Here is a 15,311-nt window from a genome sequence, read left to right as displayed (position 1 = left end):
CGGGCCACGCGCCCCCGCACGCCGTCGCCGGAAAGGTTCGCCATGCCCTCGATGTACCAGCCGCTGACGCCCGCCGCCCTCGCCGAGCTGCGCCGACCGCGCAAGTACCCCGCGGTGTCGGTCCTGCTTCCCACCCACAGGCGCGAACCGGACAACGCGCAGGACGCCGTACGGCTGCGCAACCTCCTGGAGGAGGCGAAGGAGGCCGTGCACAACGATCCGGACATCCCCAGGGCCGACCGGATCGACGTCATAGGCCGGCTCGACCAGGCGCTCGGCGATGTCGACCTGGTGCACGCCGAGGAGGGCCTGGCGATCTTCGCCGCGCCGGGCGAGCACCAGGTGTGGACGCTGAGCCGGCCGGTGCCCGCGCGGGTGGTGCTCGCGCAGACCTTCCTGACCCGCAATCTCGTCGCCGCGCACGCCGCCGACCAGCCGTACTGGGTGCTGGCGCTGTCCGCGGACGTCGCCACCTTGTGGAGCGGCAGGCGCGGGCGCATCCCCGAGCCGGAGAAGGGCCCCTTCCCCGTGCGGCGCGCGGCGCTCGCCTTCGACCCCGAGCGGCTGCAGCGCGGCGGGGACCGGCCGAGCCTGTACAACGACGAGGAGACCCGCACCTTCCTGCGGCAGGTCTCCGAGGAGGTCGGCACCGTGCTGGCCGCCGATCCGCGCCCGCTGTACGTGGTGGGCGAGAGCGAGGCGATCAGCACCCTGGACGACGTGGGCCGGGTGGTCCACGACAGCGTCGCCCGGGTCCCCCTGGGCGGTCTGGTCGAGGGGCCGGCCGAGGCGCTGGGCCGGGCGGTGCGGGAGGCCGACCGGCGGCGTGACGCCGAGGCGGTCGCCGCGGTCCTCGACGACCTCGACCGGGCCCGCGGCCGCAAGGAGTTCGCGGGCGGCGTGGACGAGGTGTGGCAGTCCGTCACGGAGGGCCGGGCCGCCCTGGTCGCCGTCGAGGACGGCTACCGCACCACCGTCCGCGACGACGGCGAGCATCTGGTGCCCGCCGCGCCGGACGACCGCGACGCCCGGGACGACATCGTCGACGAGATCACCGAACAGGCCCTGGAGACGGGCGCCCGGGTCCGCTTCGTGCCCGACGGCGGGCTCGCGGACGCGGGCCGCATCGCGGCGGTGCTGCGCTACTGACGCCCGCCCCGGCTGCCGCCGCTCGACGGTGGTGACGCCGGCGACGGTCGGCCGGACGGGCAGGGCGCCGCCGGTGAGCGGCGCGGCGGCCGGCGCGGCGGCGCGGACCGTACGGTGCGGGGACAGGCGCTCGGTGTGAAGGCCCGGGACCGGTCGCCGCGGTACGTTCCCCCGCCGGCGACCGGCCTCAGCCCGCGGGGGCGGCCGGGCGGACGGCGGAGCGGCCGACCCAGGCGTGCATCACGACCGACACCACGGCGGCGAAGGCGCACCACGTGGAGACGAACTCCAGCCGCCACAGCTCGGCGCAGATCACCGCGCCCGCGCCCGTGAGCACCCCCAGCAGCCGCAGCACGCGGTCCGCGCTGATCAGCAGGGAGCCGACGGTCGCGATCAGATAGCCCGCGATCAGCAGTGACCCGTGCGGGACGTCGACGCCGTACCCGACGGTGTGGCCTCGGATGTCGGCGACCGGCGGGTGGTCGGCCAGGGACGCGGCGAGCACGGCGGCGGTCGCCAGGCCCGCCACGACCGGGACGGCGAGCCGGGCCCCGGCCCCGCGCGGTGCCGCGCAGAGGACGGCGAGCGGCACCCAGACGGCCAGCAGCGGCAGCGCGATGACGGCCCAGGCGGTGGTGGCGGCGCCCGTGCCCCCGCCGGAGTGCCAGACCTCGGCCTCGATCAGCTGGTGGACGCCGAGGATCAGCGGCAGCGCGGCGAGCGGCAGGTCGCGCACCCGCCGGGCGCGGGCCACGCAGACCACTCCGGCGGCGGCGATCACCGATCCCGCCGCCAGGTCGGCGGTCGCGCTCCAGCACATGCGGTCACCTCGCAGCGGTCCACCGGTCGTCGGGTCCCACGGTACGGCCCGCGGGCGCGGCCCGGGGTCGAACGTCCGCGGCCCGGCGGCCGTAACCGGCTCCCCCGCCGGTCCCGGCCGCCGGGCCGCGAAGTCCCGTTCAGCGCACGGCCGTCAGATCCACCATCCAGTCGTGGGAGACCATCGGCCGGCCCTTCGGATACTCGAACGCGCACTCCCCCACCAGGATGAAACCGGCCTTTCGGCACACCGCGTTGGAGGCCGCGTGCTCGACGGAGGGGAAGGCGTGCAGCCGGCGGCGGTCACCGCGCCCCGCGGCCTCGGCGACGACCGCCCGCGCGGCCGCGACCGCGACGCCCCGGCCCTGGAACTCCGGCAGCACTCCCCACCCGGTCTCGTACACCGGCTCGTCCCGCCAGGTCCGTGCCCAGAAACCGATGGACCCGGCGACCTCGCCGCCGGGCTCCAGGACGATCGCGAACATCCGGCCCGTTTCCCCCTGGATGTCCAGATAGCGCTGGTGGCGGTCGACCAACTGCTCCTCGGTCTCGGGGCCGCCGAGGTGTTGGGTCATTTCCGGTGCGTTCGTCCGGCGGAGCAGCCAGAGGTCCCCCTCCGACCAGGGCCGGAGCCGTACCCGCTGTGGTCCTTCGGTCTGTGCGTCGCTCATCCCGGCACCGTACGCCGGGGCCACGACACAAGGAACGGGCAGGAGGGAGGTCGGTGCGGAAATCGGCGGCGCGCGGCGCCGGGCGGTCGAATGCAATCGTGGGCGTCCGCAATCATTGACGACGCGCGGGCGGCACCCTAGAGTCTGCCGCCAGGAACCATGACCGGGGAAGCCATGGGACCGCTCGGAGGGGACGCGGAATGGATTCTGCGACAGTTCGGAAGTTGTTGGGCGGAGAAGTCGAGGTGATTCCTTTCGCCGGGGAATCGGTATCGGCTCATTCACCGGGAGAACCGGGACCGCCGCCTTTCGCGTCCCGTCACCGTGGGCGCTGAACCGTCCCGCGCGCCACGGCACCGGTGACCGTTCGCCTCGTACCGCACCATTGCGGCCGGGCTGCCGAGATGACGGCACTTCAGCTAACATGAATCCCCCGATGGGGATGATTCACCTCCGCTGGATGTGTCGGTGAGGCGAAAGGCCAGGTCATGAACGAGGCGAACGGCACCGCGTCGACGCTCGCCGAGAAGATCGACGCGCTCTTCCGTGTCGTCCGCCGACCGGACCGCGAAACGTACAGCCATGAAGAGGTGGCGCGGGCATGCCGGGAAGCCACCGGGGAGAGCTTTTCGGCCACCTACCTCTGGCAGTTGCGCACCGGGCGCCGGGACAATCCGACCAAGCGCCATCTGGAAGCGCTCGCGCAGTTCTTCCAGATTCCGGTGGCTTATTTCTTCGACGACGAGCAGGGGGCCCGTATCGCCGCGGAACTGGAACTGCTCGGCGCATTGCGCGACGCGGGTGTCAGAAGCGTGGCGCTGCGTGCCGTCAACCTTTCACCGGAAGGCATGGGGACGATCAGCGACATGATCGACCTGATTGCCAAGCGGGAAGCCGACAGAAACTCCCGGTAGCGCGGCCGCGCTTTCGGGATCGGGACCCTTTCACCGGCGGCTGCCGTCATACCGGGGGTAATGGACATGTGGCTGCACCCGTCCCACCGGGAATTGTGGGGCGTCTACCGGCGGGCCATCGGTGACGCGCCGCTGCCGCGCCCGTTCGACGCGGTGGAGCTGATCGCGCGGCTCGCCGAGCGGCGCGGGCGGCCGATCGAGCTGATCCCGGTCGCCGCGCGGCCCGATGTGCCGTGCGGTCTGCTGATGGTCACCGACAGCGCCGACTGCATCCTCTACGCCTCGGACACCTCCGCCCTGCACCAGCAGCACATCCTGCTCCACGAGGCCGCCCATCTGCTGTGCGGGCACGACCGCTCGGCGGGGCCCGATCCCTCCGGCGCGCAGGGCCTGCTCCCCCACCTGCCCGGCGCCCTGCTGCGCCGGGTGCTGGGCCGGACCGTGTACAGCGAGCCGCAGGAGCACGAGGCCGAACTGCTGGCTTCCCTCATCCGGTACCGGGCCGCGCGCGACGACCGGGACCCGGACCCGACGGACGGTCAGCAGCGCAGGCTGAGTTCGGTGTTCGGGGTGCCGGCCCGGCGGAGCGCCCGGCGTGGTTGACGCCGCCACGTACACCGCGGGCTGTCTGCTGCTCGCCTTCGCCTGCTACCGGATCGCCGGGGAGTCCCGCGGCGGCCCGCCCGACCCGGGGACGCGCTACATCTGCGGATTCGCGCTGTCCCTGGGCACCGCGCTGCTGGTGCTCGCGCCCTCCAGCATGGATCTGCTCAACGGCCTGGAGTGCGCGCCGCAGCTGGGGGTGCTGGCCGGGGCCGAGCTGAAGCTGACCGCGCTGACCTTCCTCGCCCTGCTGGCGCGCTCGCTCGGCCCGCCGGGGCACGAGCCGCGCTCCACCCGCGGACCCGTGGTGCGGTCCGCGGCCGCGCAGTCGGCGCTTGCCGTGCTCTTCGTGCTCGCGCATCTGCGCTACGAGGCCGGGAGCGGGCGGTTCACGCCGGGCGGCAGTCTGCTGCTGGCGGCGTACGACCTGCTGTTCCTCGGCTACGCCGCGCACTGTCTGGTGGTGCTGGCCACCCTGCTCGGCCGGCACGCCCGCCGGATCGGGCCGAGCCCGCTGCGTACCGGTCTGCGGCTGATGACGGCGAGCACGGTGGTCGGCGGGGTGTGGACGCTGTGGATTCTCAGCGATGTCGTCCATGTGCTCGCCCACGGCGCGCAGGACACCGCCGAGGACGCCCCGGCGGCGGTGCTCGCCGTGCTGTGCGCCGGGCTCGCGGTCGCCGGGGCCACCGCCACCTGGTGGGGCAGGCTGCTGGCCGCCCCCGGGCGGCTGCTGCGCGCGCACCGGGCGCACCGGGCGCTGGAGCCGCTGTGGTCGGCCCTGCACGAGGCCCATCCGGAGATCGCGCTGGCCCCGCCGGCGGCCCCCTGCCGGGCCGGGGGCGGGCTCGGCGGGCTGCGGCAGGCGGAGTTCGCGCTCTACCGCCGGGTGATCGAGATCCACGACGGGCGGCTGTCGCTGCGGCCGTACTGCCCGGCCGATGTCTCGCCCTGGCTCGCGGCGCACGGCCGCCCGTGCGGCACCGGTCGGGAGGCCGTGGGCCGGACGGGAGGCCCGGCGGACGCGGTGATGGAGGCGGCGAGCATCGCCGCGGGCCTGGAGGCGCGCCGGGCCCGCGGGGGCCGTCCGCCGCGGGGCGCCGCCGCCCCGGTACTGCCGGCGGCGCGGCCGGGCACGGTCGACGCCGATGTCGCCTGGTTGCTGAGCGTCACCGAGCAGTTCCGGACGTTCGTCAGGGCGCGGCCGGCCGACAGGACCGGGACGGCGGCCGTGGACGCACCCGGAGGCCGGTGACAGCGGGGGCGCGGCGGGTCCGGACAGCAAGGAGCCCCGGCCGGGACGGGGGGACCAGGCCGGGGCAGTCTTGGGGTGACGGACACGCTCAGTACGGACGATCGCGCCGCGTCAGATAGTTAGTTTAACACTCAATGAGCGTAGTCGAAGCCATGCGGCGGCGCCGTCCCCAGCGGACCGGCGGCCGCCACCGGGGAACCCGCGGGGAGCACGGTCGCCGGGTCGGCGGCCGGTACGGGCGCGGCCGGCGTACCGCTCAGCGCCTCCACGGGGGTGCGCGCGCCGCCCAGCAGCTCGCGGAACTTGCGGCTGTCGGTCGGCAGGTCCCGCCGCCAGGCCATGGCGATCACCGGCCCGAGCAGCAGCAGCGCCGCGCTCAGCGAACTGGTGACCGACAGCCGGACCAGCGTCCCGTCGGCGTGCGGCAGCAGATCGAAGGCGTAGAGCGGCACCTGGGTGCCCAGCGGACTCCACATCCGCTGGCCGCGGAACGCTATCCGCCGGCACGGCTCGAAGTCCGCGCAGACCAGCAGATGCGGGCGCCGGCGGCCCGGATAGCGGTAGCGATAGCGGGCGTCGACGCCGGGGACCACATGGGTCTGATCGACGGAGGTCACCCCGGAACTCCAGAGGGCGAGGTTGCGGGCGTCCGCGAGGAAGTCGAAGACCTCCGTGGGGCGCCTCGGCACGAACACGTTCGTGGACACGCTCGGCATCACTAACCTCCCCGGTAGCGGCGTGGGCGGCCGGCCTGGCGCGGGGCGCGGACCTGACGTCGGTGCCTGCGCCGGCGGGCCGAAGGCCGCCTGTATCACTCCTCCCGGAAAGCGTGCCCCGCAAAAGGTCCCATGTCGTGGCAATAGGTCCATTGGAGTGAGAACGCTGCGTGTTCGGGCGGGAGCCGTACGCCCGGAGGGCCGATAGCCTGGCCCGGTGGAAGAACAGCAGGTGCCCGCGCGTTTCGAGCGCGGTACGGACGGGCCCAAAGTGATCGTCGCCGGGCTGGACGGGTCGGATTCGTCCTGGCGCGCGGCGGCGTACGCCGCCGGACTGGCCCGCCGGCAGAAGGCCCTGCTCGCCCTGGTGTACGTGCAGCCGTATCTGGCCGGGGGCGCGGCGCTCGGCGTCCCGGTGTCGGAGGTGGACACCGGGGTGGCCGAGCAGTTGCTCGCGGAGATCCGCGAGGCGGTGGAACGGGTGCGGGACGCCTTCCACGTGCGCTGGGAGTTCCACACCTTCCGCGGCGACCCGTACAACGGGCTCGCGATGGCCGCCGATCAGCTCACCGCCGACGCGGTCGTGGTCGGCGCCTCGGAGCGCGCCGGGCACCGGCTGGTGGGCTCGGTCGCCGTCCGGCTGGTGAAGGCCGGACGGTGGCCGGTCACCGTCGTCCCGTAAGCCCGGGTCGGTGGCGCGCGGCGGTCACGCGGTCGTGCCGCGGCCCGCGTCGGAGACGCGCGGCGCCCTCGCGGGACGCCGTCGGCGCCGCGGACCCCGGGCGCCGCGGGAGCGCCCGGGGTGCCGGGGCCGCCGTCAGCGCACCGCCGCGGCGACCGCGGGGGCGGCCGGAGCCGTGTGCGCCGGGGCGTACTTGTACCCGACCCGGCGTACGGTCACGATGCTGCCGCGGTGCTCGGCGCCCAGCTTGCGGCGCAGCCGCGCGATGTGGACGTCCACCGTACGGCCGTCGCCGACGTGGCCGTATCCCCACACGGTGGTGACCAACTGGTCGCGGGAGTGCACCCGGTGCGGGTGCGCGACCAGATGGGCCAGCAACTCGAACTCCAGGTAGGTGAGATCGAGCGGGCGGCCGTCGACGACCGCGGTGCGGCGCTCGCCGTCGATCCGTACGGGAACGGTCCCGCCCGTCTCCTCGACGGAGGGGACGGCGGACTGCGCGGCCGCGCCGGTCACGGCGGCGGGCTCGGGCAGGGCCTGGTCGGCGGGGACGAGCACCAGGTAGCCGACCATCGGGGCGCCGCCCGCCACGGTCGGCAGCACATGTCCGGGGGCGGGCAGCCAGGTGGCACCGGGCGGCAGGAAGTCCGGCGCGGGCGGCACCTCGTCGGGCCGTACGGCGCGCAGACGCTGCCGGTTCGCGGTGGCGGATCCGGCGGCGGGGGTGGGCAGGGTCTGGAAGTGCGAGACGTTCGACATGGGTTCGGCTCTTTCGCGCGAAGGGTCGTGGGACTCCGTCTTGCGCGGGACCGGGTGCTGACCTCGGCGGCTTGTGGCCGTGCAGGGGTGGGTCAGCGGGCGACGCGGGTCCGCGCGGGGATCGCGCGGCAACACCAGCGGTCGAAGTGGTGCTCCTGCCGGGACGGCCAGAAGGGCTCAAGGTCGTGGCGACCTGTCCCGGTGTCAGTAGTGCTGGCCATGTCCCCCATTGAACCAGACCGCGCGCATGGGGTGTACGTGAACGGGGCACGTCATCAGGTGTCCGCGGTCACGTCCACCCCCGACGCGCCGCGGCCGCGGCGCACGGAACGGACGGCGGCGGAGGCTATGGGACGGTTTCTGCCTATTCTCGGGAACATGATCCGCAGCGGGAGAAACGGAAGAAACGGAAGAAGGGGCGGCGCGTGGGGACGCGCGCTGCGCCGGACCACCCGTTCCGGTCTCCGGGTGCAGCGGATCCGGCTGGAGCCGCTGACGGCGCTGCGCACGGCGGCGGGCGTCGCGATCGTGCTCGCGTTGTCGCTGTGGCTGTGGTCGCCGCCGGTCGCCGCGTCCTCCGCCTTCGGCGCCTTCGCGGCGGGCGCGGCCACTTTCCAGCGCAGTTGGCGGCCGCGCCCGGTGCTGGCGCTCGTGACCGGTACGGGCCTGGCGGTGAGCACCTTCCTCGGCTATCTGGCCGCCTCGCACCTGGCGCTCTTCGTCCTGCTGCTCGCGGTGTGGGCGTTCGGCGCGGGCATGGCGTGGGCGCTGGGCCCGACCACGGGCATGGTCTCCGCGTTCACGGTGGCCGTGATGCTGGTCGTGGTCACGCTGCCCACCTCCGTGCCGAACGCGCTGCACCACGCGGGGCTGATCGCGGCCGGCGGTGTGGTGCAGGCGGCCCTGATCGTGCTGTTCCCGGTGCGCCGCTGGGGCGCCCAGCGCGACGCGCTCGCCGACGCCTTCGCCGCGGAGGCGGACTTCGCCCGCCTGCTGCGGCAGGACCCGCTGGCGCCCTTCGACCCGGCGCCGCTGATGGCCGCCCGCAGCGCCGCCACCTTGACGGCCCGCCAGGCCAGGCGCCGCCCGGAGGAACTGCACGGCAACCGCGCGCTGGCCGAGCGCATCCGCCCGGTGCTCGCCTCGCTCGCCGACCCCCGGGTCGGCGCGGCGGCCCAGGGCCCCGAACGCCGACTGGCCCGCGAGATGCTGACGGTCGCCGCGGACGTCCTGGACGCGGTGGCCCGCGCGATCCGGCACGGCAGGCCGGTACGGGTGCCCGCGACTGCCGAGGAGATGCTGCGCGCGCCCGACGTGGACACCGAACTGTCCGGCGCCGCGGGCCGGTCCGCCACCCGGCTGGTGTCGCTGCTGGTCGCCGCCGTCGAGGGGGCCGACGGCTCGGGCCCGACGGACGCGACCGGCGCGACCCACCTGCTGCGGCCCCCGGTGCGCGAACTGCTGCCGCTGACCGTGCGGGCGGTGCGCCGCCAGGCGCGCTGGGAGACCCCGGTCTTCCGGCACGCGGTACGGCTCGCGGTGGTCGCCGCCGTGGGCTACCTCCTGGGCACGGCGCTGCCGCTCGGCCACGGCTACTGGGTGCCGATGGCCTCGGTGATGGTGATGCGCCCGGACTTCACCCAGACCTTCGAGCGCGGCGTCGGGCGTTTCGCCGGCACCCTCGTCGGCGTCACCCTCGCCTCGGCCGTCGCCCAGGCCCTGCACCCGGGCACGTACACCTCCGCGGGGCTGGCCGTGCTGTCGGTGGGACTGATGTACCTGCTGCTGCGTACCGGATACGTGGTCGCGCAGGTGTGCGTGGGCGCGTACGTGGTCTTCCTGCTGGGCATGGCGGGGGTGCAGTGGGAGCAGACGGTACGGGACCGGGTGCTGCTGACCCTGCTCGGCGGGATGCTGGCGATGATCGCCTACGCGGTCTTCCCGGCCTGGGAGACGCCCCGGCTGCGCGACCGGCTCGCGGAGTGGCTGGAGGCCTCGGCCGGGTACGCGGCCACGGTGATGGAGGCGTACGCGGAGCCCGGCCGGGCGCGGTCGCGGGCCGTACGGCAGGCGCTGCTGGAACTGCGGGCGGCGGGCGCGGCCTGGGACCAGGCGGTGGCCCGCGCGGACGTCGAGCCGGTGCGGCACCGCGGGCTGTCGCGCACCGCGGTGCGCAACGCCGACGCGGCGCTGTCCGCGCTCGGCCGGATCGGGCTGCTGATGGAGGCCCATCTGCCGCCGCGGGACGCGGCCCCGCTGCCGGGCGCGGCGCGTTTCGCGACGGCCCTGCGCGAGACGACGGCGGTGGCGGCGCAGGCCGTACGGGAGCGGCGGGCGCCGGACTGGAGGCCGCTGGACCCGGTGCTGGCGGAGTGGCGGGGCGGGCCGCCCGAGGAGCGGATCGTCCGGCGCGGGGGCGAGCTGCTGACGGAGACGCTGGGCGAGCTGGCGGAGGCGCTGCGGCCGCGCTCCCCCGGGCGCGGCCACCCGGCCGGCGGCGCCACCCGCGCGGCGCCCTGACGGCCGGGCGCCGGGGGCCCGGCCGGGGGGCGAAGGGGGACGACCGGAGGCGGCCGTGCTGTGGCCCCCGGCGGCGGAGGCGGGGTACGGCGGGGTCTACGCTGAGGCGTCGAAGTTTAAGGAGTTGCCATGCAGATCCACTCCGTGCTGACGACCCTCGCGGTCAGCCACTCGCCCGGCCCGGGCCCGGTGATGCGCGGCTTCATCGTCGTCTCGGTCGTCGGCGTGGCCCTCCTCGGCTGGTTCCTCCTGCGCGGCTACCGCGACTGACCCCGCCGCTTCGCCCCGCGCCGGAGGCGGTCAGCGGATCGGGAGGCCGGAGAGGGTGCGGGCGATGACCAGGCGCTGGATCTCGCTCGTCCCCTCGAAGATCGTGTAGATCGCGCTGTCCCGGTGCATCCGCTCCACCGGGTACTCACGGGTGAACCCGTTGCCCCCGAGGATCTGCACCGCCTGGGCGGTGACCTTCTTGGCCGTCTCGCTGGCGAACAGCTTGGACATCGAGCCCTCCGCCGAGGTGAACGGCCGGCCCGCGGTCGCCATCCAGGACGCCCGCCAGACCAGCAGCCGGGCCGCGTCGATCTGCGTACGCATGTCCGCGAGCTGGAACGCGATCCCCTGGTTGTCGATGATCGGACGGCCGAACTGCTCGCGGGTCATGGCGTAGTCGAGCGCGTACTCGTACGCGGCGCGGGCCGTGCCGACCGCCATCGCGCCGACCGCCGGGCGGGACGCCTCGAACGTGGCCATCGCCGCGTTCTTCACACTCCCCGCGCTGCCCCCGCTGCCCGTGCTCCCCGCCTTCGCCCGCTCGCGGGCCCGGGCCAGCCGCTCGTCCAGCTTGTCCTTGCCGCCGAGCAGGCAGTCGCCGGGGACGCGGACGTCCTCCAGGACGACCTCGGCGGTGTGCGAGGCCCGGATGCCGTGCTTCTTGAACTTCTGGCCCTGCGACAGCCCCGGTGTGCCCGGCGGGACGATGAAGGAGGCGTGGCCCCGGGAGCCGAGCCCGGGGTCGACCACGGCGACCACCACATGGACGTTGGCGATCCCGCCGTTGGTGGCCCAGGTCTTGGTGCCGTTGAGCACCCACTCGCCGGTGGCCTCGTCGTACACCGCCCGGGTGCGCATGGCGGCCACGTCGGAGCCGGCGTCCGGCTCCGAGGAGCAGAAGGCGGCGACCTTCACGTCGTCGGCGTCGCCGTACATCTGCGGGACCCATGTGCCGATCTGCTCGTCCGTGCCGTTGGCCAGCACACCCACGGCGGCCAGCCCCGTGCCGACGATGGACAGCGCGATGCCCGCGTCGCCCCAGAACAGCTCCTCCATCGCCATCGGGATGCCGAGCCCGGTGGGGTCGAAGTACTGCTGGGCGTAGAAGTCCAGCGAGTAGATGCCTATCTTGGCCGCCTCCTGGATGATCGGCCAGGGCGTCTCCTCCCGCTCGTCCCACTCGGCGGCCGCCGGGCGCATGACATCCGCGGCGAAGCCGTGGATCCAGTCGCGCACGGCCCGCTGGTCGTCGTCGAGATCGAGCGTGAAGTCGCCCATCGTCCCCTCCACGTGGTGGTTACTTGCGGTAACAGAAGTCTGTTACCCCCTGGTAAAGAATGTCAACTCACCCCACCGCGGGCAGACCGGGGCACGAGGGGTGTTACGTTGCGCAGACCACCAGCAATCGAACAACCGGGGAGGCTCGGGTGGAGACCGGCCAGCGGCGGGACCAGCGGACGGCTACGGAGCGGCGGCGCGTCGAGCTGCTCGAAGCCGCCGAACGCGTGGTGCTGCGGGACGGCCCCGAGGCGTCCATGAACGCCATCGCCGCCGAGGCGGGCATCACCAAGCCGATCCTCTACCGGCACTTCGGCGACAAGAGCGGGCTGTACCGGGCGCTGGCCAAGCGCCACACCGACGCCCTGCTGGCCACGCTGCGCACCGCGCTCGACTCCGCAGGCGACCGCCGCGACCGGGTCGAGGCGACCCTGCACGCCTATCTGTCGGCGATCGAGACCCGCCCGCAGGTCTACCGCTTCCTGATGCACCCGGCCGAGACGCCCGCCGCCGACGGCGAGAAGGGCTTCGACGTCGGGCGGCACCAGGTCCCGCTGCTGCGGCGGATGGGCGAGGACCTCGGCGAGGTGATAGCGGAACGCCTCGACCTCGGCCCTGACACCCGGCAGCTGGCCCGGGTCTGGGGGCACGGCATCGTCGGCATGATGTACGCGGCGGGCGACTGGTGGCTGGGCGAGCGGCCCTGCTCCCGCGACGAGTTGGTACGCGGCCTGGCGGACCTGCTGTGGGGCCGGCTCGCCGTCGCCGACGACCGCGCGGGCAGCCGGGGACTCTAGTCCGCCGAGGAGCCGCGGCTCCCGGCGCCGCGGCGGGCGGCCCACAGCGCCCGGGCCCGGCGCGGGCCGCGCAGCCGGTCGGAGAAGACCGTGCCCTCCAAGTGGTCGCCCTCGTGCTGGAGGCAGCGGGCGAAGAACCCGGTGCCCTCCACGGTCAGCGGCCGTCCCAGCATGTCGAAGCCGTCGACGGCGGCCTCGTCGTGGCGCCGGACGCCCGACTCGATCCCGGGCAGCGACAGACAGCCCTCGGGGCCGGTCAGAATGATCCCGCCGGTGCGCACCGGGCCCGGGTTGACCAGATGGCCCAGATGGCGGCGGTCCTCGTCGTCCGGGCAGTCGTAGACGAACACCCGCAGGGGGACGCCGAGCTGATTGGCCGCCAGCCCGACCCCGCCGGCCGCGTACATCGAGGCGAACATGTCCTCGATCAGCCGGTACAGCTCCGCGCCGAACTCGGTGACCTCCGCGCAGGGGGCGTGCAGTCCGGGGTCGCCGAACCGCCGCACCGGGCGTACGGTGCCGGTACTGCCGGGGATGGTGCCGCGTCGCATGCGGCACAGCGTAACGACCGCGACGCCGTCAGGACCCGGCCGGGCGACTGTTCCTGATCGCCGGTGGGGCGGCGCGGTGCGGACCGGGCGCGCGGAGTCGATAGGCTGGGTGTTGACCGGAACTTGTCGGCCGCCGCAGCGGTGCCCGGGGGCGCGGTACCGGCCGTCCGCCGGGGCTGCGGCGCGGCCGGAGTCGAGGAGGAAACAGGACGATGGCAGGCAACTCGGAGCCGCTGTCGCCACGGGCCAAGCTGGCCGTGACGGCGGGCAAGGCCGCGGCGGCGGTGTCGCGTGTGGCGGGCCGCGGCAGCGGATCGGTGATCGGCGGCCGGGTCGCGCTCAGGTTCGACCCCGACCTGCTGGCCAGGCTCGCCCGGCATCTGGACGTGGTGCTGGTATCGGCCACCAACGGCAAGACCACCACCACCCGACTGCTCGCCGAGGCCCTGCGCGCCAACGGCCAGGTGGTCTCCAACGCGCTCGGCGCCAACATGCCGGCGGGCATCACCTCCGCGCTGGCCGGCGGCTCCGACGCGCGCTACGGCGTGATCGAGGTGGACGAGAAGTACCTCGCGGGCGTCGCGCGCGATGTCGCCCCCAAGGCCATCGCGCTGCTCAACCTCTCCCGCGACCAGCTCGACCGGGCCGCGGAGACCCGCATGCTGGCCGAGAAGTGGCGCGAGGGCCTGGCCGGGGTCGAGGCGATCATCATCGCCAACGCCGACGACCCGCTGATCACCTGGGCGGCCTCGTCGAGCCCCACCGTGGTGTGGGTGGCGGCCGGCCAGGAGTGGAAGGACGACGCCTGGTCCTGCCCGTCGTGCGGCGGTGTGCTCCAGCGCCCGTCGGAGGACTGGTTCTGCGCCGAGTGCGGCTTCCGCCGCCCGATGCCGACCTGGTCGCTCTCCGGTGACCACGTCATCGACCCGTACGGTGTCGCCTGGCCGATCCACCTCCAGCTGCCGGGCCGGGCCAACAAGTCCAACGCGGCCGTGTCCGCCGCCGCGGCCGCCGCCTTCGGGGTCGACCCCAAGGTCGCGCTGGAGCGGATGTACAAGGTGCAGGCCGTCGCCGGGCGGTACGACGTGGTGTCGTACCAGCACCGCGAGCTGCGGCTGCTGCTGGCGAAGAACCCGGCCGGCTGGCTGGAGACGTTCTCGCTCATCGACGGCCCGCCCACCCCGGTGCTGCTGTCGGTCAACGCGCGCGGCGCCGACGGCACCGACACCTCCTGGCTCTGGGACGTGGACTACACCCGGCTGGCCGGGCACCCGATCATGGTCATCGGCGACCGCCGGATGGACCTCGCGGTGCGCCTTGAGGTCGCGGGGCTCCAGTTCCGGGTCTGCGACGACCTGGACGAGGCGGTACGGGCGGCGCCGCCCGGCCGGATCGAGGCCATCGCGAACTACACGGCCTTCCAGGACATGCGCCGCCGTGTCGGCAACTGACCCGATGAGGAGAGCACGCATGAGTGAGTCCAGCCTGCGGGTGGTGTGGGTCTACCCCGACCTGCTGAGCACCTACGGCGACCAGGGCAATGTCCTGGTCGTGGAGCGCCGGGCGCAGCAGCGCCGGGTGCCGGTCACCCGGGTCGACGTCCGCTCCGACCACGCGATCCCGACCTCCGGGGACATCTATCTGATCGGCGGCGGTGAGGACCGCCCGCAGCGGCTCGCGGCCGAGCGGCTGCGCCGCGACGGCGGGCTGAACCGGGCGGTCGCCAACGGCGCGATCGTCTTCTCGGTCTGCGCGGGCTACCAGATCCTGGGCCACGAGTTCGTCAACGACCTGGGCCGCCCCGAGCCGGGCCTGGGCCTGCTGGACGTGGTCAGTGTGCGCGGCGAGGGCGAGCGCTGCGTGGGCGACGTGCTGGCCGACATCGACCCGAATCTGAACCTGCCGCCGCTGACCGGGTTCGAGAACCACCAGGGCGTCACGCATGTCGGCCCGGCCGCGCGCCCGTTCGCGCGGCTGCGGATCGGCAAGGGCAACGGGACCGGCGACGGCACCGAGGGCGCGTTCAACGACACGGTCTTCGGCACGTACATGCACGGCCCGGTGATGGCCCGCAATCCGCAGATCGCCGATCTGCTGATCAAGCTGGCGCTCGATGTGAACGCGCTGCCGCCGGTCGACGACCAGTGGTACGAGTCGCTGCGCGCGGAGCGGATCGCGGCGGCCGTCCAGCCCGCCTGACAACGGCGGCGGGGCGGCCGGGGGGCGGCCGGGGCCGCTTTCGGGGGCTGTCCGCGCGTATGCCGGAAATCACAGTTCCGCGGCGGCCGTACGCCCCACCTCGGTCCCGTCACGCTGCGCAGGCGCCC

Annotated in this window: 17 protein-coding genes; 10 read left to right on the top strand and 7 right to left on the bottom strand. The window is 74.3% G+C overall.

Annotated features, from left to right (window positions below):
• The first annotated feature begins 51 nt into the window (after positions 1-51).
• Entirely contained in the window at positions 52-1,149 is a 1,098-nt protein-coding gene (locus OHA30_RS33390; protein ID WP_328918099.1) for a baeRF3 domain-containing protein, read from the top strand.
• A 187-nt stretch (positions 1,150-1,336) separates the two neighbouring features.
• Here the strand turns inward: OHA30_RS33390 and OHA30_RS33385 are convergent, their stop codons facing one another.
• Positions 1,337-1,969 (bottom strand): DUF6629 family protein, encoded by a 633-nt coding sequence (locus tag OHA30_RS33385; protein ID WP_328917600.1) that lies wholly within the window; start codon positions 1,967-1,969, stop codon positions 1,337-1,339.
• A gap of 139 nt (positions 1,970-2,108) precedes the next feature.
• Complete coding sequence (locus OHA30_RS33380) at positions 2,109-2,639, bottom strand: GNAT family N-acetyltransferase (protein WP_328917599.1); 531 nt, start codon at positions 2,637-2,639, stop codon at positions 2,109-2,111.
• 488 nt (positions 2,640-3,127) lie between these two features.
• Here OHA30_RS33380 and OHA30_RS33375 point away from each other — a divergent pair, with 488 nt between their 5' ends.
• From OHA30_RS33375 to OHA30_RS33365, 3 genes are read left to right on the top strand one after another with little or no spacing between them, the layout of a single operon-like run.
• The gene (locus OHA30_RS33375) at positions 3,128-3,553 is read left to right on the top strand and encodes an XRE family transcriptional regulator (RefSeq protein ID WP_328917598.1); all 426 of its coding nucleotides are present in this window, start codon (positions 3,128-3,130) and stop codon (positions 3,551-3,553) included.
• 60 nt (positions 3,554-3,613) lie between these two features.
• Entirely contained in the window at positions 3,614-4,156 is a 543-nt protein-coding gene (locus OHA30_RS33370) for a ParH-like protein (RefSeq protein ID WP_328917597.1), read from the top strand.
• Positions 4,149-5,411, top strand: a complete 1,263-nt coding sequence (locus OHA30_RS33365) for an MAB_1171c family putative transporter (protein WP_328917596.1) — start codon at positions 4,149-4,151, stop codon at positions 5,409-5,411. Before OHA30_RS33370 ends, OHA30_RS33365 begins: the two co-directional genes overlap by 8 nt.
• A 131-nt stretch (positions 5,412-5,542) precedes the next feature.
• Here OHA30_RS33365 and OHA30_RS33360 read toward each other — a convergent pair whose 3' ends face one another.
• Positions 5,543-6,118, bottom strand: a complete 576-nt coding sequence (locus OHA30_RS33360; protein ID WP_328917595.1) for an SRPBCC family protein — start codon at positions 6,116-6,118, stop codon at positions 5,543-5,545.
• A gap of 226 nt (positions 6,119-6,344) precedes the next feature.
• Between OHA30_RS33360 and OHA30_RS33355 the strand changes: the two genes are divergently transcribed.
• Positions 6,345-6,809: a universal stress protein gene (locus OHA30_RS33355; protein WP_328917594.1), complete on the top strand. Its 465-nt coding sequence runs from the start codon at positions 6,345-6,347 to the stop codon at positions 6,807-6,809.
• A gap of 135 nt (positions 6,810-6,944) precedes the next feature.
• Here the strand turns inward: OHA30_RS33355 and OHA30_RS33350 are convergent, their stop codons facing one another.
• Positions 6,945-7,568, bottom strand: coding sequence for a winged helix-turn-helix domain-containing protein (locus tag OHA30_RS33350; protein WP_328917593.1), 624 nt, complete (start codon positions 7,566-7,568; stop codon positions 6,945-6,947).
• A gap of 92 nt (positions 7,569-7,660) precedes the next feature.
• Entirely contained in the window at positions 7,661-7,789 is a 129-nt protein-coding gene (locus tag OHA30_RS33345) for a hypothetical protein (protein WP_328917592.1), read from the bottom strand.
• 247 nt (positions 7,790-8,036) lie between these two features.
• Here OHA30_RS33345 and OHA30_RS33340 point away from each other — a divergent pair, with 247 nt between their 5' ends.
• Both OHA30_RS33340 and OHA30_RS33335 read left to right on the top strand, forming a co-directional pair.
• Entirely contained in the window at positions 8,037-10,088 is a 2,052-nt protein-coding gene (locus tag OHA30_RS33340; protein ID WP_405784855.1) for an FUSC family protein, read from the top strand.
• Between the two features lie 129 nt (positions 10,089-10,217).
• Positions 10,218-10,358, top strand: coding sequence for a hypothetical protein (locus OHA30_RS33335; protein ID WP_328917590.1), 141 nt, complete (start codon positions 10,218-10,220; stop codon positions 10,356-10,358).
• A gap of 30 nt (positions 10,359-10,388) precedes the next feature.
• On the opposite strand, the gene OHA30_RS33330 is transcribed toward OHA30_RS33335, so the two are convergent.
• Positions 10,389-11,636: an acyl-CoA dehydrogenase family protein gene (locus tag OHA30_RS33330; RefSeq protein WP_328917589.1), complete on the bottom strand. Its 1,248-nt coding sequence runs from the start codon at positions 11,634-11,636 to the stop codon at positions 10,389-10,391.
• Positions 11,637-11,785: 149 nt separating this feature from the next.
• Between OHA30_RS33330 and OHA30_RS33325 the strand changes: the two genes are divergently transcribed.
• Positions 11,786-12,433, top strand: a complete 648-nt coding sequence (locus OHA30_RS33325; protein WP_328917588.1) for a TetR family transcriptional regulator — start codon at positions 11,786-11,788, stop codon at positions 12,431-12,433.
• On the opposite strand, the gene def is transcribed toward OHA30_RS33325, so the two are convergent.
• Positions 12,430-12,984: a peptide deformylase gene (gene def / locus OHA30_RS33320; protein ID WP_328917587.1), complete on the bottom strand. Its 555-nt coding sequence runs from the start codon at positions 12,982-12,984 to the stop codon at positions 12,430-12,432. The genes OHA30_RS33325 and def overlap by 4 nt on opposite strands.
• A gap of 212 nt (positions 12,985-13,196) precedes the next feature.
• On the opposite strand from def, the gene OHA30_RS33315 reads away from it, so the two are divergent.
• Together OHA30_RS33315 and OHA30_RS33310 are read left to right on the top strand one after the other, a co-directional pair.
• Positions 13,197-14,435, top strand: a complete 1,239-nt coding sequence (locus OHA30_RS33315) for a MurT ligase domain-containing protein (RefSeq protein ID WP_328917586.1) — start codon at positions 13,197-13,199, stop codon at positions 14,433-14,435.
• Between the two features lie 19 nt (positions 14,436-14,454).
• A complete protein-coding gene (locus OHA30_RS33310; protein WP_328917585.1) occupies positions 14,455-15,183 on the top strand; it encodes a type 1 glutamine amidotransferase in 729 nt (242 codons plus the stop codon).
• Positions 15,184-15,311: the final 128 nt, after the last annotated feature.

This window comes from Streptomyces sp. NBC_00223, assembly GCF_036199905.1.
Classification (GTDB): Bacteria; Actinomycetota; Actinomycetes; order Streptomycetales; family Streptomycetaceae; genus Actinacidiphila.
Note: the sequence above shows the minus strand (reverse complement) of the source record. Positions and strands in the feature narration are given on the sequence as shown.